Raw genomic sequence first — 18,866 nt, 5'->3', positions numbered from 1 at the left:
CTGGGGGTTAATGCTGCCTATGCAGCGAGTTGGCTAAGGGTTAGCGCTTCATGACAAGCAACTAGCCTGCCATCCAGCGTTTGCAGTTCCGGACGCTCGTTGTGGCAGCGCGCGTTGGCATGCGGGCAGCGTGTGGAAAACACGCAGCCTGCTGGCGGATTCAACGGGGAGGGCAGCTCGCCCTTGAGCACGATGCGCTGGCTGGCCACGCCCCGCGCGTGCATGCCGGGTGTGGAGGCCATGAGGGCGCGGGTATAGGGGTGCAGCGGGCGCTCAAACAACGTGGTTTTGTCGCCTTGCTCAACCACCTGGCCCAGGTACATCACCAGCACGTCGTGCGCAATGTGGCGCACCACACCCAGGTCGTGCGAGATGAACAGGTAGGCCAGGCCCAGCTCGCTTTGCAGGTCGGCCAGCAGGTTGAGCACCTGCGCCTGAATGGACACGTCCAGCGCCGACACGGGCTCGTCAGCCACCACCAGCGCCGGGTCCAGCATCAGCGCGCGCGCAATGGCAATGCGTTGGCGCTGACCGCCCGAGAACATATGGGGGTAGCGGTCGTAATGCTCAGGCCGCAGGCCTACTTTGGCCAGCATGGCGCGGGCTTTTTCTTGTCGCTGGGTTGCGGTCATTGCTGTGTTGATTTCCAGCGGACCTTCCAGAATCTGGCCAATGCGTTTGCGCGGGTTCAGGGAGCCATAGGGGTTCTGGAACACCAACTGCACTTTTTGGCGCAGCAGCTTTTTCTGCGCGGCATCGGCTTGGGCCGTGTCTACACCGGCCAGCATCAGCTGTCCTTCGGTGGGCGATTCGATCAGCGACACCATGCGAGCCAGCGTGGACTTGCCACAGCCCGACTCGCCCACCACGGCGAGGGTGCGGCCTGGCTGCACCGAGAAGGAAACTCCGGCTACAGCCTGCAGATGGTCGGGCGCACGCAGAAAACCACGACGAATGGTGTAAACCTGCCGCAGGCCCTGTGCCTGCACGACGGGCGCCACGGGAGGCATAGTGGGCGCGCTCATGCAGCCACCTGTTCAGCACCAAGGGCAAAGTGGCACCGCACCTGGCCGCCCGGCCAGGGAGTCAAGGCGGGGCGCTGGTCGCAGGCCCCTTCGCGCGAATGGCGGCAACGTGGCATGAACAGGCAGCCATTGGGGCGGTCATGCAGGCCAGGCACCATGCCGGGAATCGTGTTCAAGCGGCTCTGGTGCACGCTGCGCTCGGGCATGGCGGCCAGCAGCGCCTCGGTGTAGGGGTGGGCTGGTGCGGCAAACAGCGCGTCGGCACTGCGCTCTTCCATCACCTGGCCAGCATACATCACGGCCACGCGCTGCGCCATGTCGGACACCACCCCCATGTTGTGGGTAATCAGTACCAGGCCCATGCCGCGGTCTTTTTGCAGCGTCTTGAGCAGGTCCAAAATTTGCGCCTGGATCGTCACGTCCAGCGCAGTGGTGGGCTCATCCGCAATCAGTAACTTGGGGTTGCAGGCAATCGCCATGGCAATCATCACGCGCTGGCTCATGCCGCCCGATAGCTGGTGTGGGTAGACCTTGAGCCGACTCTCAGGAGCCGGAATGCCGACCTGTTCGAGCAGCTCGATGGAGCGCTTGTGCGCCGTCTTGCGGTCCATGCCCAAATGCAACTTCAGCGTTTCGGCCAGCTGGTAGCCCACGGTGAAGCAGGGGTTCAGGCTGGTGGTGGGGTCCTGAAAAATCATGGCCATGTCTTTGCCGGTGAAGCGGCGGCGTTCGCGGTCACTCAGACCCAGCAGGTCGTGGCCATCAAAGCGCAGCGTCTTGGCCTGTACGCGGCCCGGAAAAGCCACTAGGCCCATCAGCGCCATCATGGTGACGCTTTTGCCAGAACCGGACTCACCCACCACACCCAACACTTCTCCAGCCTCGAGTGTGAGGCTGACATCCTGCACCGCATGCATCACGCCGTTGTGCGACGGGAACTCGACGGACAGGTTTTCAATTTCAAGCAATGCCATAGGCGTTGTTCTCTTTTCGGCTTAACGTTTGAGTTTGGGGTCTAGCGCATCGCGCAGTCCATCCCCAAGCAAGTTGAACGCCAGCACCGTGATCAAAATGGCCATGCCGGGAAGGGTGACGACCCACCAGGCGCGCAGCACGAATTCGCGTGCATCGGCCAGCATGGTGCCCCACTCGGGGGAGGGGGGCTGCGCACCCAGGCCCAGAAAGCCCAGTGCGGCCGCATCCAGAATGGCGGTGGAAATGCCCATGGAGGCTTGCACAATCAGCGGGGCGGTGCAGTTGGGCAGTACCTCGCTGAACATCAGGCGCAGGTGGCTGGCGCCGGTCATGCGCGCAGCTGTCACGTAGTCGCGCGAGGTTTCGGCGATCACGGCGGCGCGCGTGATGCGCACATAGTGCGGCAGCACCACAATGGCCACCGCCAGCATGGCATTCACCAGGCCAGGCCCGAGGATCGCCACGATCACGATGGCCAGCAGCAGGCTGGGCAGCGTGAGGATGATGTCCATGGCCCGCATGATGGCGATTTCCAGCAGGCCCTTGAAGTAACCAGCAACCAGGCCCAATACGGTGCCGACGATCACCGAAATGGACACCACGGCAATGCCGATGACCAGGGAGAGGCGGGCACCATACATGAGGCGCGAGAGAATGTCGCGCCCGATAGCGTCGGTCCCCAGCAGGTGGGCGGAGGAGCCGCCATCTTGCCAAGCCGGGGGCTTCAGAAAGGCCGCGTTGTTAGTTAGGTCGGGAGCGTAGGGTGCCAGCCAGGGGGCAAACAGCGCCATCAGCAGCACGAAGGTCACGATGGCGAGCCCCGCCATGGCGCCCTTGTTGACTCTGAAGTAGCGCCAGAATTCTTGCAACGGGTGGGCGGGTTGCAACGCCACCGGCGTATGAATAGCGGTAGTAGTCATTACTTTTGGTGGCGAATGCGGGGGTTGATGATGCCGTAGGTGATGTCCACCAACAGGTTCACGGTCATGACGACCACACCAAGCAGCAGCATGCCGCCCTGCAGCACAGGATAGTCACGCCGGCTGATGGCTTCAATCAGCCATTTGCCCACACCGGGCCAGGAAAAAATCGTTTCGGTGAGGATGGCGCCAGTGAATAAATGGCCAACCTGCAGCCCGATGACCGTGATGACGGGAATCAGGGCATTGCGAAGGGCGTGCACCGCCACCACGCGCAGGCCAGTCAGCCCCTTGGCTTTTGCGGTACGGATGTAGTCTTCACCCATCACCTCAAGCATGGCCGAGCGCGTCATGCGCGCAATGACCGCAAGCGGGATGGTGCCCAGCACGATGGTGGGCAGAATCAGGTGCGACAGCGCCGACAGAAAGGCCCCCTTGTCGTTGGAGAGCAGGCTGTCTATCAGCAAGAAGCCCGTGGTGGGTTCAATGAAGTACTGCACGCTGATCCGGCCCGACACGGGCGTCAAGTCCAGCTGTACCGAGAACAACAAGATCAGCAACAAGCCCCACCAGAAGACGGGCATGGAATAGCCCGCCAGCGACACGCCCATGACGCCGTGGTCCAGGATGGAGTTGCGTTTGACCGCCGCCAAAATGCCAGCTGGAACGCCTATTAGTAAAGCGAAGATGATGGCGCAGGTTGCCAGTTCGATGGTGGCAGGAAACAAGGTCGCAAATTCTGTGAGCACACGCTCTTGCGTGATGATCGACTTGCCCAGATCCCCCTTGAGCACCTTGCCGATGTAGATGCCGTATTGCACCATGACGGGCCGATCCAGACCATATTCCTTGAGGAGTACCGCGTGGCGCGTGGCATCAATGCCGCGCTCGCCCGCCAAGGTTTCAATAGGGTCGCCTGGAACCAGGCGGATCAGAAAGAAAGCGAGCAGAGTCATCCCAAAGAACGTGGGGATGACGAGGCTCAATCGGGTAAGTAGGAAGCGCAGCATGAAGGGGCGAATTCTAGGCGTGCACTGCAGTGCAAAGTGTTGATCCGGGCCAATAAGGACTAGTGAGTTTCCCTTATGAGGTTGGCTACCAGTCGCCGAAGTGACTAGCAATGCTGATGCCAACAAAAAAAGGCCGGGGGTTAGCCGGCCTTTTTAGCGCATTGCAGGTCTTGCTTACTTGAGGTGCTTGCCGATCAGGCCAGCCAACTCAAACATGGTGACCTGGGCTTTGCCGAAGATTTCCTTTAGCTTGGCGTCGGCGTTGATGTTGCGCTTGTTCACTGCGTCTTGCAGTTTGTTCTTCTTGATGTATGTCCACAGCTTGCTCACCACTTCAGTGCGAGGCAGAGCAGCAGCGCCCACCACGGCGGCCAATGCGGCGCTGGGGGTCAGTGCCTTCATGAACGCGGCGTTCACGGTGCGCTTCTTGGCGGGGGCCTTCTTGGCTGCAACCTTTTTAGCGGGAGCAGCTTTCTTGGCGGGAGCCGCCTTCTTTGCTGGAGCAGCTTTCACAGCGACTTTCTTCGCTGGTGCTGCTGCTTTCTTTGCAGGAGCCGCTTTCTTTGCGGGTGCGGCTTTTTTTGCCGGTGCTTTTTTCGCAGTTGCCATGATTGATTGTCCTTCTAGAAGATTGATTAATCACCAGCAAAAAACTGCTTCTTCACTGGTAACCCGGATGCTAATGGCAAAAAAGCGCGTTTCCAAGGGAGAAACTGCAATTTTCATTGGGGAATGTTGTTTTTTCCATTGGAGAATAGCCCGCAACACTGAAAAGGAGTGCCCCTTATGCCCCTGCCATTTACAACCTGTGACCTTTGCGATGCCCACAAGGGCGACACTTCGGGTGCCTTTCGGGTGCTGCCACCGGTGTTTCGCGACTTTGGTCAGGTGCTGAAGTTTGCGGGCCCCGTGGTCACGGTGAAGTGTTTTGAGGACAACACGCTGGTGAAAGCCGCAGTGGATTCGCAGGGTTGGGTGGACACGCCCACCGGCCGCATGGCCCAGGTGCTAGTGGTGGACGGTGGCGGCTCGCTGCGCAAAGCCTTGCTGGGCGGCAATCTGGGGGCGGCCGCGGCACGCAATGGCTGGGCCGGTGTGGTGATCGATGGCTGCGTGCGCGATACCGCGGAACTGGCGACGCAGGCCGTGGGCATCCGCGCGCTGGCGCCCATGCCGCTGCCTACTGAGAAACGCAACCAGGGTCAAGCTGGTGTGGCGGTGCAATTGCAGGGCGTGTGGGTACGTCCGGGTGACTGGCTCTATGCCGACGAAGACGGCATCGTCGTGTCAGCTACGCCGCTGGTGTAACCACTGCGCTGCGCGAGGGCAGGGTGGCTAGCACCACACCCAACAGCGCAATGCCAAACGCCAGCAGCTGCATGCCGCCCAGACTTTCACCCAACACCAGCACGCCGACCATGGCGGCCGAAATAGGCAGCATCACCGTGAACACCCCAGCCCGGGCTGCGGGCACGGTCTTCAGGCCCGTCATCCACAGCCACACGGTCCACACGCTGGCAGCCAGGGCATAGAACACCAGCAACACCCACGACCCCGTGGCTACCGACGCAAAGTTGAAGCGCCAGGCCATGTACAGGCCCATGGGCGTCATCAGCGCAAAGCCCCAGAGGTTGATCAGCGCGGTGATGCGCTTGGGCGATAAGGCGCCCGTGAGTTTCTTGCCAATCACCGCATAGGCAGCTTCGCACAGCACAGCACCAAACACCAGCAGGTTGCCCAACAGCACTTGCTTATGTGCCAAATCACCTTCTGGCCCCGATGAGTGCTGCGCAGAAAGCTCTCCTTTTGATAGCGCCAGCAGGCTGATGCCCAGCGCACTGCAGGCCACGGCAGCCCAGGTGCGCAGGCCAATGCGTTCCTTCAAAAAGACCCAGCTCATGAGTGCAACCACAGCGGGGATGGACGCCATGATCACGCCCGCAGACACGGCCGTGGTCATGCTCACACCAAACAGCATGCAGATGGAAAACAGGAAGTTGCCGAGCAGCGATTCCAGAAACACCAGCTTGCGCGTGGTCGGCGTCATGGGCAGTTCAGACGCCGGGCGCTTGAGCCAGTGCACCATGGCCAGCCCGCCGATGCCGAAGCGCAACCAGGCCAATAGAAAAACAGGGAGGGCTGTGACCAGCGGCTTGGACAGGGCCACATAGCTGCCGACCAGCGCCATGCTGAGTGCCAGAAAACTGTAGGCGATCCAGCGTGGCGGATGGGCGAGGACAGCGGGCGTATGGGTCATGCAGTGGGGCGCAGGGTGAGAAACAAGCGCACGACGATACACCATGCAACACGCGGCCTTGGTGAGGGCAGGGCCATGCACTTGGCTGGTGCATTTATGCAGCACAATGGCATCAGGCTCTTGTGGCCAAGCCAGCACCGCGTTGCCACCCGCGATGGGCACGCCTCTTGCGGTGCATACAGCAAGGAGTAGGGAATGAGTGAAAACAAACCAATGAACTTCAACGATCTGGAGCAATGGCTCAATGAACGGCGAGTGACGGAGGTGGAATGCCTGGTGCCCGACTTGACGGGCGTAGCGCGCGGCAAAATCTTGCCGCGTGCCAAGTTCACCGAAGACCGCGGCATGCGCTTGCCGCAAGGCATCGTGGCCATGGGCGTGACTGGCGAGTTTCCCGAGAGCGGCCCGTACTATGACGTGGTCGACCCCACCGACAAGGATATGCAACTGCGGCCCGACCCCTCGTCGGTGCGCATTGTTCCCTGGGCCACCGACCCCACGGCCCAGGTCATTCACGACTGCTTTGACCACGAAGGCAAGCTGGTGCCCTTTGCCCCGCGCAGCGTGCTGCGCCGGGTGTGTGACCTGTTTGCAGCCGACGGCTTGCAGCCCATCGTGGCACCCGAGCTGGAGTTCTATCTCACTGCGCGCAATACCGATCCCAACACCTTGTTGCGTGCCCCCATTGGCCGCAGCGGCCGCGCCGAGACCTCACGCCAGGCCTACAGCATCGACGCGGTGAACGAGTTCGACCCGCTGTTTGAAGAGATCTACGACTACTCCGACAAGATGGAGCTCAACGTGGACACGCTAATCCACGAGGTGGGTGCCGGGCAGATGGAGATCAACTTCTTCCACAACAAGCCCTTGGGCTTGGCCGATGAAGTCTTCTTCTTCAAGCGCACGGTGCGCGAAGCGGCGCTGCGCCACGACATGTACGCCACCTTCATGGCCAAGCCGATTGCGGGCGAGCCCGGCAGCGCCATGCATGTGCACCAGAGTCTGCTGAATGTGCAGACAGGCAAGAACGTGTTCAGCAACGAAGACGGCACGCCGTCTGAGGCCTTCTTCCATTACATCGGCGGTTTGCAGCGCTACATTCCTGCGGCCATGGTGCTGGTGGCGCCCTATGTGAACAGCTACCGCCGCCTGTCGCGCAACACGGCAGCGCCCATCAACATTGAATGGGGCTATGACAACCGCACGGTGGGCATTCGCTCGCCGATCTCATCACCCGCTGCGCGCCGGGTGGAGAACCGCGTCATCGGCGCCGACGCCAACCCCTATGTGGCCATGGCCATGACGCTGGCCTGCGGTTACCTGGGCCTGAAAAACAAGATCAAACCCAAGCCCGAGATGCGCGGCGACGCCTACCTGTCGCCCTATGCCTTGCCCCGTAGCTTGGGCGAGGCGCTGGACTGGTTGCGCAAGGAAAGTGATCTGCACGAGATCCTGGGCAAGGAGTTCGTGACGGTCTATACCGAGATCAAGGAGCTGGAGTTTGACGAGTTCATGAAGGTGATCTCGCCGTGGGAGCGGGAACACTTGTTACTCCACGTCTGAGTCCATTTCAACCTGCAAAGACCGCCATGACCACCTCCGTTGATACCGCCCTGATCCAGTCACTGGACAGCGCGCACTTTTTGCACCCGTTCACTGATTTCAAAGACCTCTCTAGCCGCGGCGCCCGTGTGATCACGCGCGCCGAGGGCATCTACGTGTGGGACTCCGAGGGCCACCAGATTCTGGACGCCATGAGCGGCCTGTGGTGCGTGAATGTGGGCTATGGCCGCAAGGCCCTGGCCGACGCAGCCCATGCGCAGATGATGACGCTGCCCTACTACAACAGCTTCTTCCAGACCACCAATGTGCCGGCCGTGCAACTGGCCGCCCGCCTGGCGTCCCTGGCACCTGCTGTGGGTGACCGCAGCTTCCAGCACGTGTTTTATTCCAGCAGTGGCAGCGAGAGCAATGATTCCAACGTACGCATGGTGCGCCGCTACTGGGATTTGCTGGGCCAGCCGCGGCGCAAGGTCATCATTGGCCGGATCAACGGCTACCACGGCAGCACCATGGCCGGTGCCTCGCTGGGTGGCATGAGCGGCATGCATGCGCAGGGCGACTTGCCGATCCCCAATATCACCCACATCGAGCAGCCCTACTACTTTGAGAACGCGATTCCCGGCGAGTCCCGCGAGGAGTTTGGCGTGCGTGCGGCGGGCTGGCTGGAGGCCAAGATTCTGGAGGTGGGGCCTGATAAGGTGGCTGCCTTCATTGCCGAGCCGCTGCAGGGTGCGGGCGGGGTCATCATTCCACCAAGCACCTATTGGCCTGAGATCCAGCGCATTGTCGACAAGTACGGCATCCTGCTCATCAGCGACGAGGTGATTTGCGCCTTTGGCCGCCTGGGCCACTGGTTTGGTTATGAGAAGTTTGGCTACAAGCCTGACCTGGTGACTTTTGCCAAGGCAGTCACCAGCGGCTACGTGCCTCTGGGGGGCGTGATGGTGGGGAACCGCGTGGCCCAGGTGCTGATAGAGCAGGGCGGTGAGTTCAACCACGGCTACACCTACAGCGGCCACCCCGTGGCCTGCGCGGTCGCGATGGCCAACCTGGACATCATGGAAGCCGAGCAGCTGCCCCAGAAGGTGTGTGGGGACATCGGTGCCTATTTTGCGCAGCGCTATGCCGAGCTGAACGACCACCCGCTGGTAGCCCACGCTGAGACCTGCGGCTTTGTGGGCGGTTTGGTGCTGGTGAAGAACAAGAAGACGTTGGAACGGTTCCACGCTGACGACGGCGTGGGCATGGTTTGCCGGGGGCACTGCTTTGGAAACGGGCTCATCATGCGGGCCGTGGGCGACCGGATGATCATTGCCCCACCGCTGGTGATGACGAAAACCGATATTGACGAGCTGATGCGCCTGATCCATTTGGCTTTGGACCGCACTTTGGTGGATCTGAAGGCCCGTGGGCTGGTCTAAGCACTTCTATAATCTTTTGGTCTGTTTTTTGCTTCGCATATTTCTGACTTTTCTTCCTCTATTTTTGTAACGGAGAGCTCCAACATGAAGTACACCCTGTGTTCCGTCGCCGTAGCGGCGCTGGTTTTGACGGCTTGTGGCAAAAAAGAGGAGCCCGTTGCGGCCGCTCCTGCCCCCGCTCCAGTGGCCAGCGCACCTGCGCCTGCAGCCAATGCGGAAGAAAAAGTCCTGAACATCTACAACTGGCCTGACTACATCCCCGAAGGCATGGTGGCGGCGTTTGAGAAGGAAACCGGCATCAAGGTGAACTACGACACCTTTGAGACCAACGAAGCCCTGCAAGCCAAACTGGTGGCAGGCAACACTGGTTACGACATCGTGGTGCCCGGCACCGTGTTCGCCAAGGGCCAGATCGAAGGCGGTCTGCTGCAGCCCCTGGACAAATCCAAGATCAAAAACCTGGCCAACCTGGACCCCGCGCTGCTGGCCGTCATGACCAAGGCCGATCCCGAGAACAAGCACTTGGTGCCATGGGCCTGGAGCTTCACCACGGTGGGCATCAACAAGACCAAGGTCGAAAAAGCCCTGGGGGGCATGCCCATGCCTGAAAACGCTTGGGACTTGGTGTTTAACCCCAAGTACACGGCCAAGCTGAAGTCCTGCGGTATTGCCTACCTGGATTCGCCCACCGAAATCCTGCCCGCAGCCCTGCACTACATCGGCAAGGATGCCTATTCCAACAACGCGGAAGACTACAAGGCCGCTACTGCCATGTTGGCCAAGGTGCGCAAGGATGTGCGTTTGTTCAGCGCCACGATGATTGACGACATTGCAGGCGGCAAGGCCTGCGCTGCCATCGGCTGGGCGGGTGACATCAACATTGCCGCGGGCCGTGCCAAGGACAATGGTTCCAAGGACGTGATCGAAGCCCTGCTGCCCAGCACTGGCGCGCTGATCTTCATTGACTCCATTGCGATGACCAAGGACGCCAAGCACCCCAACAACGCGCACGCTTTCATCGACTTCTACCTGCGCCCCGAGAACGCCGCGCAAATGGCCAATGAAATGACCTACAACACGGGCAACAAGGCTGCTGTGGACAAGGTCAAGCCTGAGATCGCCAGCAACAAGACCATCTTCGTGGACGCAGACTACCTGGCCAAAATGGTTCCTCCCAGCAGCTTCAGCAACGAAGCCCGTGAGGCACTGGCCAACGCCTACAACGCGTTCAAAAAAGGCAAGTAAAGTCTTGGTGTAATGCCAGCAAGGGGGCTGTTTGTACGTGTGTATGAACAGCCCTTTTTCATGGCGCGGTCGTATTCAGCAGGGATCAATTGATGACAGCACAAGCGGACAACGCGGGTTACTTGGTGACCGAAAAACTGGTCAAGCGCTTTGACGAAGCGCTGGCGGTGGACGAGGTATCGCTCTCCATCGGCCAGGGTGAAATTTTTGCCTTGCTGGGAAGCTCGGGCTGCGGCAAGTCCACGCTGTTGCGCATGCTGGCGGGATTCGAGTCGCCCACCTCGGGTCGTATTTTGCTGGGTGGGCAGGATGTCGCCAATCTGCGCCCCTACGATCGACCCATCAACATGATGTTCCAGTCCTATGCGCTGTTTCCGCACCTGGACATCTGGGAAAACGTGGCTTTTGGCCTGAAGCGTGAGGGTTTGCCGCGCGATGAAATCAAGCAGCGCGTGGGTGAGATGCTGGACTTGGTACAGCTGGGCGCCTATGCCAAGCGCAAGCCGCACCAGCTCTCGGGTGGACAGCAGCAACGTGTGGCGCTGGCCCGCAGCCTGGCCAAGCGGCCCAAGTTGTTGTTGCTGGACGAGCCACTGGGCGCGCTGGACAAGAAGTTGCGCGAGCAAACCCAGTTTGAGCTGGTCAACATCATCGAGAAGGTGGGAGTGACCTGCGTGATGGTGACCCATGACCAGGAAGAGGCCATGACCATGGCCAATCGCATTGCGGTGATGAGCAAGGGCCGCGTGCTGCAGGTGGGCTCGCCCGAGGAGGTGTACGAGCACCCGGCCAACCGCTTTGTGGCGGACTTCATTGGCAACGTGAACATCTTTGATGGCCACCTTAGCGTGGACGAGCATGACCGTTGCGCGGCTGTCACCGGCATTGGCGAAATCCAGGTGGGCCATGGCGTGAGTGGCACGCTGAACATGCCCGTGGGCATTGCCGTGCGGCCCGAGAAAATCGAGATCAGCAAGACACGACCCAATGTTGAGCACAACGTGTTCACAGGTCAGGTCAAGGAGATTGCCTACTTCGGCTCGTACAACACCTACATCGTGGTGGCTACCGACGGCACCAAGGTGAAAATCATGGAAGCCAATACCCGGCGCCAGGAGCTCAGCGACATCACCTGGGAAGACAACGTCTTCTTCTGGTGGGGTGACCGCTCCGGCATCGTGCTGCGCGACTAGGCCCGACATGCAGTCCCCATCCCGCTTCCCCATGCCAGGCCGGCGTTTTGTGATCGGCGTGCCGTTCACCTGGCTCACCGTCTTCTTCCTGCTGCCATTCCTCATCCTGGCCTATATCAGCTTTGTGGATATGGCGGGGGACATCCACCCCTTCAAGCCCATCTGGGACACGCAGACCGGCCTGCTCAAGCTCAAGTACGAGAACTACTGGTCCATCTTCCGCAACGGGGAGGAGGGCGGCCTGTTCCGCACGCTCTACATCGAGGCCTACCTGCGCTCGCTCTGGTACGCGCTGTGCACGGCGCTGCTGTGCCTGGGCATCGGCTACCCGTTTGCCTATTTCATCGCACGCTCCAAACCCACGGTGCGGCCCGCCTTGCTGATGATGGTGATGCTGCCGTTCTGGACGTCGTTTCTGTTGCGCGTCTATGCCTGGAAGGGCATTCTGGCCGACCAGGGCGTGGTGAACCAGGCATTGCTGTATTTGGGCATCATCAACGAGCCCATCCAGATGCTGTACACCAATGTCTCCATGCTGGTGGGTATGACCTACGTGTACCTGCCGTTCATGGTGCTGCCGCTGTATGCCAACCTGGTGAAGATGGACTTCCGTTTGCTGGAGGCCGCCTACGACCTGGGCACTTCGCCGTTCAAGGCGTTCTGGTTGGTCACCGTGCCGCTGTCGAAGGCGGGCATTGTGGCGGGCTTCATGCTGGTGTTCATTCCCGCGGTGGGCGAGTTTGTCATTCCCTCGCTGCTGGGCGGGCCTGAGAACATCATGATTGGACGCGTGGTGTGGGACGAAATGTTTACCGCCAACAACTGGCCGCGCGCCACGGCGCTGGCGGTGGTGATGATCGCCATCATCATCGTGCCCCTGGCCATGTACTACCACTACACCGGCGAGGCTTCCGAGCAATCTGGTGGGCGTCATTGAGGGCCGCGTGATGAAAGCATTTGTGGAAAAGAATTTTGGCAAGTTGTGGCTGACGGTGGTGTACGTGTTTTTGTATGTGCCCCTGTTGTTCATGGTCGTGTTCTCCTTCAACAGCACGCGGCAGGACGCCAACTTCACCGGCTTCTCGCTGCGCTGGTACGACGCACTCACACGTGACACCAAAATCGTGGAGGGCTTCTGGCTGTCGGTCAAAGTAGCCACCATCACCGGCGTGTTGTCGGCCGTGCTGGGCACGTTTGCGGCCTTTGTGCTGGTGCGCTATCGCCGCTTTATTGGCCGCACGGTGTTCTCCGGCATGGTAAATGCGCCGCTTGTGATGCCCGAGGTGGTGATTGGCCTCTCGCTGTTGTTGCTGATGGTCGGCGCCCAGAACTTCCTGGGTTGGCCCGAACGCGGCATGCTGACCATTGTGCTGGGTCACACGCTGCTGGGCATGGCCTACGGCATGGTGGTGATCCAGTCGCGCCTGCTGGAAATGAACCGTTCCATCGAAGAAGCCGCGATGGACTTGGGTGCACGACCCCACCAGGTGTTCCTGCTGATCACGCTGCTGCAGATTGCGCAGGCGATCTTTGCGGCCTTCCTGTTGTCCTTCACGCTGTCGTTTGACGATGTGGTGATCTCCGAGTTTCTGTCCGGCCCCGGTGTCAGCACCTTGCCGCAGGTGATCTTCAGCTACGCGCGCCGCGGTATCAACCCGACCATTTACGCCGCTGCCACCTTGCTGATCACCACGGTGACCTGTGTCATCGTGGGCTACAGCGTCTGGGTGGCGCGCCAGTCGCGTAAGCGTGAGCGCGAGATTGCGGCGGCCGCGCGTGCGGAAGTTGCCGCCCTAAATCCGGTTTAACCCACTGCGCCGCTGCTGGCTGCGCACCACTAGGACATTGCCATGCCTGCTATGACGTTTGATGGACGCGCGCTGATCAACGGGGCCCGCGTGGCTGCGCAGAGTGGGGCGTTGTTCGACTGCATTTCTCCCGTAGACGGTAGCACCCTGACGCAGGTGGCGCGCTGCGCTGACACCGACATTGACCTGGCCGTGCGCAGTGCGCGCTCTGCGTTTGACGACAAGCGCTGGCGTGGTCTGGCCCCGGCGCAGCGCAAACGCGTGCTGATCCGTTTTGCCGATCTGGTGCTGGCGCACGGCGACGAACTGGCTGCGACCGAAGCCTGGGACATGGGTAAGCCCGTGAAGTACGCCCGCGCGGTGGATGTGAACAGCGCCTCCAACTGCCTGCGCTGGTACGGCGAGGCGGTGGACAAGGTGTACGACGAAATCGCCCCTACGCCCGACACCGCGTTGGCCCTGATCACGCGCGAGCCCGTGGGCGTGGTCGGCGTCATCGTGCCGTGGAACTACCCGATGATCATGGCGGCCTGGAAGATCGCGCCTGCGCTGGCTGCGGGCAACTCCGTGGTGCTCAAGCCCAGCGAAAAGTCGCCACTCACGGCCCTGCGCTTGGGTGACTTGGCGCTGGAAGCGGGCATCCCCGCCGGGGTGCTGAACGTGGTGCCCGGCTTAGGCCCCGAGGCGGGTTCGCCGTTGGCGCTGCATATGGATGTGGATTGCATTGCGTTCACCGGTTCCACGCGCGTGGGCAAGCAGATCCACGTGATGGCCGGCCAAAGCAATATCAAGCGCGCCTGGACGGAGCTGGGCGGCAAGTCGCCCAACATCGTGTTTGCCGACTGCCCCGACCTGGACCGCGCGGTGCAGGCCGCCGTGGGCAGTATCTTCTTCAACCAGGGCGAGAGCTGCAATGCACCGTCGCGCCTGTTTGTGGAGGCCAGCATCAAGGACCAGTTTCTGGAAAAAGCCTTGGCGCTGGTGCCAGGCTATGCGCCAGCCAACCCCTTGCTGCCCGAAACGGTGATGGGTGCATTGGTGGACAAGGTGCAGATGGAGACTGTGCTGCGCTACATTGACAGCGGCAAGCAGCAGGGCGCTGCGCTGATCGCCGGCGGGGAGCAGGTGCTGCAGTCCAGCGGCGGCTGCTATGTGCAACCCACCATCTTTGACGGCGTGCGCCCCGACATGACGATTTCGCGCGAAGAGATCTTCGGGCCGGTGCTGGCGGTTTCTGCATTCACCGATGCGGCTGAGGTGGTGCGCCAGGCGAATGACAGCATCTACGGCCTGCAAGCCGGGGTGTGGACGCGTGACATCAACAAGGCCCATGGCGTGGCGCGCGCCCTGCGCGCCGGCACGGTGCATGTGAACCAGTACGACGAGGACGACATCACCGTCCCGTTTGGTGGCTACAAGCAAAGCGGGGTAGGGCGCGATAAGTCCCTGCATGCCATGGACAAGTACACCGAGACCAAAACCACCTGGATTCGCATCGACAGCCCCGTGTGAGTGCACCTGAGAGTGCGTCCACAACTGCTCTCTTTTTCATAGCTGCTCGCGCATATTCCGCGGGGGCTTGAGCCAGTTTTCTTCCCAGGCAGTGCTAAAAATTGCGTGCCCCTACTTTGTCTTGGCACTGCGTCAGTGCTTGTGGGCGGCGTAATGGGGCAAACTATTTTGCGATGCGTCATTTCATTCCACATTACGAACTTTAATTGACGGCATAGCGATTTTTGAATTTCACATGCATGTCAAACATTTCACTATTTAATATTCATTCACTAAGTTGTTGTTTTTAAACAGTTAAATTTAAGTCTTATATAAGACATAAGATTGATAATGTGTCTTATATAAGACTTAGAATTCATCCATCGGCACCGGAATTGCATGACCAAACCGGACCGCAACGTTTAACCAACCTAGGAGTGTTCACATGCCGCAATCCATCAACGAGCAATTGAGCCGCGAACAACAAATCGCTGCACTGGAAAAAGACTGGGCGACCAACCCCCGCTGGAAGGGTGTGAAGCGCGGTTACAGCGCTGCCGACGTGGTGCGTTTGCGCGGCTCGCTGCCTATCGAGCACACGCTGGCCAAGCGCGGCGCCGAAAAACTGTGGGACAAGATCAACGGCGGCGCCAAGAAGGGCTACGTCAATGCCTTCGGCGCCATCTCCGCCGGTCAAGCCATGCAACAGGCCAAGGCTGGTCTTGAGGCTGTGTACCTGTCAGGCTGGCAAGTTGCCGCTGACGGCAACACGTCTGAGACCATGTATCCCGATCAGTCGCTGTACGCCTACGACTCGGTGCCCACCATGGTGCGCCGCATCAACAACACTTTCAAGCGTGCTGACGAAATCCAGTGGGGCCGTGGCATCAACCCCGGTGACAAGGAATTCATCGACTACTTCCTGCCTATCGTGGCCGATGCAGAAGCCGGTTTTGGTGGCGTGCTGAATGCCTTCGAACTGATGAAGAACATGATCCAGTCGGGCGCTGCTGGCGTTCACTTTGAAGACCAACTGGCTGCCGTGAAGAAGTGCGGCCACATGGGTGGCAAGGTGCTGGTTCCTACCCAGGAAGCCTGCGAAAAACTGATTTCCGCACGTTTCGCGGCCGACGTGATGGGCGTGTCCACCATCGTGCTGGCCCGTACCGATGCGGAAGCTGCGAACCTGATCACCTCTGACCACGATGCCAACGACAAGCCTTTCCTGACCGGCGAGCGCACCCAAGAAGGTTTCTACCGTGTCAAGAACGGCCTGGAACAAGCCATCAGCCGTGGTGTCGCTTACGCTCCCTACGCCGATCTGGTGTGGTGCGAAACCGGCGTGCCAGACATTGGCTTCGCCCGTGAATTCGCGCAAGCCGTGCACGCTGCCTGCCCCGGCAAGCTGCTGTCGTACAACTGCTCGCCGTCTTTCAACTGGAAGAAGAACCTCAACGACAGCCAGATCGCTTCCTTCCAGGAAGACCTGTCCGCGCTGGGCTACAAGTACCAGTTCATCACGCTGGCCGGTATCCACATCAACTGGTTCAACACCTTCCAGTTCGCCCACGCTTACGCCAACGGCGAAGGCATGAAGCACTACGTCAACATGGTGCAAGAGCCTGAATTCGCAGCGCGTGACAAGGGTTACACCTTCGTGTCGCACCAGCAGGAAGTGGGCGCGGGTTACTTCGACGACGTGACCACCGTGATCCAGGGCGGTTCTTCCTCCGTGAAGGCGCTGACCGGTTCCACCGAAGAAGAGCAATTCCACTAAGCTATCTGCTGCGGAATGAAGGTCGGGCTACCCACAAGGCGCCCGGCCTTTTTTATTGGGTAAAATGCGGGCTCCACATTTGTATAAGAGCGAGAAAGGCAGTTTGGTTATGACACCGCGAACTACACCGGCGACATTCATCAGCGAATAAGGCCGTAGTCCGCGCGCCTTGTGCGCTGCCAGCTACCAAATTCATAGTAAAGCGCGGACCGTTCCGCGCTTTTTCTTTTGGCTCTCGACTCTTTGTTAGGCACACCATGATTCAAATTACGCTCCCCGACGGCTCCCAACGTGAATTCCCCGGCCCGGTTACCGTGGCCGAAGTAGCGGCCTCCATTGGCGCTGGCTTGGCCAAGGCGGCGCTGGCCGGCAAAGTAGACGGCAAAGTGGTGGACACCAGTTTCCAGATGACCGCCAACAGTGCGCTGTCCATCATCACGGCCAAAGATGCCGACGGCCTGGAAGTCATTCGCCATTCCACCGCCCACTTACTGGCCTACGCGGTCAAAGAGTTGTTCCCCGATGCGCAGGTCACGATCGGCCCGGTGATTGAGCACGGCTTCTTCTACGACTTCTCGTACAAGCGCCCGTTTACACCCGAAGATTTGGCCGCCATTGAAAAGAAGATGACGCAACTGGCTTCGCTGGATGAGCCCGTCTCGCGCCGCGTGCTGCCGCGTGACGAAGCCGTGGCGTATTTCAAGAGCCTGGGGGAGCACTACAAGGCCGAGATCATTGAAAGCATCCCGGCGGACCAGGATGTATCGCTGTACCGCGAAGGTAAGTTCGAAGACCTGTGTCGCGGCCCTCACGTGCCCAGCACCGGCAAGCTGAAATTCTTCAAGCTGATGAAAGTGGCCGGTGCCTACTGGCGCGGCGACCACAAAAACGAGATGCTGCAGCGCATCTACGGCACAGCCTGGGCCACCAAGGACGAGCTGCAGCAGCATTTGACGATGCTCGAAGAGGCTGAGAAGCGCGACCACCGCAAGCTGGGCCGCGAGCTGGACCTGTTCCACATTGACGAGCACTCGCCCGGCACCGTGTTCTGGCACCCCAAGGGCTGGACGCTCTGGCAGGGCGTAGAGCAGTACATGCGCAGGGTCTACCAGGACAACGGCTATCAGGAAGTCAAGGGCCCACAGATCCTGGACCAGGGCCTGTGGGAGAAAACGGGCCATTGGGACAAATACCGCGAGAACATGTTTGTGACGGAGTCCGAAAAGCGCGACTACGCCTTGAAGCCCATGAACTGCCCGGGCCACATCCTGATCTACAAGCAGGGTATCAAGAGCTACCGCGACCTGCCACTGCGCTTCGGCGAGTTCGGCAATTGCCACCGTAACGAGCCATCCGGCGGCTTGCACGGCATCATGCGTGTGCGTGCCTTCACGCAGGACGATGGCCATATCTTCTGTACCGAAGACCAGATCCAGGAAGAAGTGACGAATTTCACCACCTTGCTGCAAAAGGTCTACGCAGACTTCGGTTTTCACAACATCATCTACAAGATTGCGACTCGCCCCGCGCAACGCATCGGCACCGAGGAGAGCTGGGATCATGCCGAGGAAGCCCTGGCCGAAGGCCTGCGTGCCTCCGGTTGCGAATTTGAATACCTGCCGGGCGAGGGCGCTTTTTACGGACCCAAGATCGAATACACGTTGAAGGACGCGCTGGGCCGCCCCTGGCAGTGCGGCACGATCCAGATCGACCCCAACATGCCAGAGCGCCTGGACGCAGAATTTGTAGGCGAAGATGGTGCGCGCCACCGCCCCATCATGCTGCACCGCGCCATTGTGGGCAGCCTGGAGCGTTTCATCGGAATCTTGATTGAAGGCAGCGCTGGCGCCTTGCCAGCTTGGCTGGCCCCGGTGCAGGTGGCGGTGCTCAATATCACCGATGCGCAGGCCGATTATTGCCGGTCCGTGGCTAAAACGCTGCAAAATCAAGGGCTTAGGGTCAATTTAGATCTGCGCAATGAGAAAATAACCTATAAAATACGGGAGCATTCGATGCAAAAGCTGCCGTATCTGGTCGTCATTGGCGACAAAGAGATGGCAGCAGGCGCTGTTGCAGTGCGCGCCCGGGGTGGTCAAGACCTCGGTGCAATGTCCCTTGATGCCTTTGTTCAAAGAATCACGAGTGACATTGCCAACAAATCAGCGGCTTGAGGTTCTACCC

General features: G+C 60.1%; 16 protein-coding genes. 10 read left to right on the top strand and 6 right to left on the bottom strand.

The genetic code is table 11. The annotated features are described in order from the left end of the window. Positions 1 to 17: 17 nt before the first annotated feature. The 5 genes from J2X15_RS03340 to J2X15_RS03320 form a co-directional block, all read right to left on the bottom strand. Positions 18 to 1,025: a dipeptide ABC transporter ATP-binding protein gene (locus J2X15_RS03340; RefSeq protein ID WP_310339465.1), complete on the bottom strand. Its 1,008-nt coding sequence runs from the start codon at positions 1,023 to 1,025 to the stop codon at positions 18 to 20. Beyond that, on the bottom strand, positions 1,022 to 1,999 hold the full coding sequence (locus tag J2X15_RS03335) for an ABC transporter ATP-binding protein (protein ID WP_310339463.1): 978 nt from the start codon (positions 1,997 to 1,999) through the stop codon (positions 1,022 to 1,024). The genes J2X15_RS03340 and J2X15_RS03335 overlap by 4 nt, the downstream gene beginning before the upstream one ends. Positions 2,000 to 2,020: 21 nt before the next feature. Continuing rightward, positions 2,021 to 2,920, bottom strand: coding sequence for an ABC transporter permease subunit (locus J2X15_RS03330; protein ID WP_310339462.1), 900 nt, complete (start codon positions 2,918 to 2,920; stop codon positions 2,021 to 2,023). Next, positions 2,920 to 3,930 carry an ABC transporter permease subunit gene (locus tag J2X15_RS03325; protein ID WP_310339460.1) on the bottom strand — a complete coding sequence of 337 codons (1,011 nt, stop codon included), beginning with the start codon at positions 3,928 to 3,930 and terminating at the stop codon, positions 2,920 to 2,922. Before J2X15_RS03325 ends, J2X15_RS03330 begins: the two co-directional genes overlap by 1 nt. Before the next feature lie 174 nt (positions 3,931 to 4,104). Continuing rightward, positions 4,105 to 4,539 carry an SWIB/MDM2 domain-containing protein gene (locus J2X15_RS03320; RefSeq protein ID WP_310339459.1) on the bottom strand — a complete coding sequence of 145 codons (435 nt, stop codon included), beginning with the start codon at positions 4,537 to 4,539 and terminating at the stop codon, positions 4,105 to 4,107. A gap of 177 nt (positions 4,540 to 4,716) precedes the next feature. Between J2X15_RS03320 and rraA the strand changes: the two genes are divergently transcribed. Further along, positions 4,717 to 5,238: a ribonuclease E activity regulator RraA gene (gene rraA / locus J2X15_RS03315; protein WP_310339458.1), complete on the top strand. Its 522-nt coding sequence runs from the start codon at positions 4,717 to 4,719 to the stop codon at positions 5,236 to 5,238. On the opposite strand, the gene J2X15_RS03310 is transcribed toward rraA, so the two are convergent. After that, entirely contained in the window at positions 5,222 to 6,187 is a 966-nt protein-coding gene (locus J2X15_RS03310) for a DMT family transporter (RefSeq protein WP_310339456.1), read from the bottom strand. The two genes, rraA and J2X15_RS03310, sit on opposite strands and share 17 nt — an antisense overlap. A gap of 195 nt (positions 6,188 to 6,382) precedes the next feature. Between J2X15_RS03310 and J2X15_RS03305 the strand changes: the two genes are divergently transcribed. The 9 genes from J2X15_RS03305 (at position 6,383) to thrS (ending at position 18,856) form a co-directional block, all read left to right on the top strand. Beyond that, positions 6,383 to 7,750 (top strand): glutamine synthetase family protein, encoded by a 1,368-nt coding sequence (locus tag J2X15_RS03305; RefSeq protein WP_310339454.1) that lies wholly within the window; start codon positions 6,383 to 6,385, stop codon positions 7,748 to 7,750. 26 nt (positions 7,751 to 7,776) lie between these two features. Next, positions 7,777 to 9,171: an aspartate aminotransferase family protein gene (locus J2X15_RS03300; protein WP_310339452.1), complete on the top strand. Its 1,395-nt coding sequence runs from the start codon at positions 7,777 to 7,779 to the stop codon at positions 9,169 to 9,171. A gap of 84 nt (positions 9,172 to 9,255) precedes the next feature. Beyond that, a complete protein-coding gene (locus J2X15_RS03295; protein WP_310339451.1) occupies positions 9,256 to 10,416 on the top strand; it encodes an extracellular solute-binding protein in 1,161 nt (386 codons plus the stop codon). 92 nt (positions 10,417 to 10,508) lie between these two features. Continuing rightward, on the top strand, positions 10,509 to 11,609 hold the full coding sequence (locus J2X15_RS03290) for an ABC transporter ATP-binding protein (RefSeq protein ID WP_310339449.1): 1,101 nt from the start codon (positions 10,509 to 10,511) through the stop codon (positions 11,607 to 11,609). A 7-nt stretch (positions 11,610 to 11,616) separates the two neighbouring features. Continuing rightward, the gene (locus J2X15_RS03285; RefSeq protein WP_310339447.1) at positions 11,617 to 12,546 is read left to right on the top strand and encodes an ABC transporter permease; all 930 of its coding nucleotides are present in this window, start codon (positions 11,617 to 11,619) and stop codon (positions 12,544 to 12,546) included. 10 nt (positions 12,547 to 12,556) lie between these two features. Then, positions 12,557 to 13,417, top strand: a complete 861-nt coding sequence (locus tag J2X15_RS03280) for an ABC transporter permease (protein WP_310339445.1) — start codon at positions 12,557 to 12,559, stop codon at positions 13,415 to 13,417. Between the two features lie 42 nt (positions 13,418 to 13,459). Next, a complete protein-coding gene (locus J2X15_RS03275) occupies positions 13,460 to 14,929 on the top strand; it encodes an aldehyde dehydrogenase (RefSeq protein ID WP_310339443.1) in 1,470 nt (489 codons plus the stop codon). Positions 14,930 to 15,353: 424 nt separating this feature from the next. Then, on the top strand, positions 15,354 to 16,685 hold the full coding sequence (aceA, locus tag J2X15_RS03270; protein WP_310339442.1) for an isocitrate lyase: 1,332 nt from the start codon (positions 15,354 to 15,356) through the stop codon (positions 16,683 to 16,685). Positions 16,686 to 16,942: 257 nt separating this feature from the next. Continuing rightward, entirely contained in the window at positions 16,943 to 18,856 is a 1,914-nt protein-coding gene (gene thrS, locus J2X15_RS03265) for a threonine--tRNA ligase (RefSeq protein WP_310339441.1), read from the top strand. Positions 18,857 to 18,866 lie beyond the last annotated feature (10 nt).

This window comes from Rhodoferax saidenbachensis (assembly GCF_031457975.1).
GTDB classification, from domain to species: domain Bacteria; phylum Pseudomonadota; class Gammaproteobacteria; order Burkholderiales; family Burkholderiaceae_C; genus Allorhodoferax; species Allorhodoferax saidenbachensis_A.
This window is presented reverse-complemented; position numbering and strand designations above follow the sequence as displayed.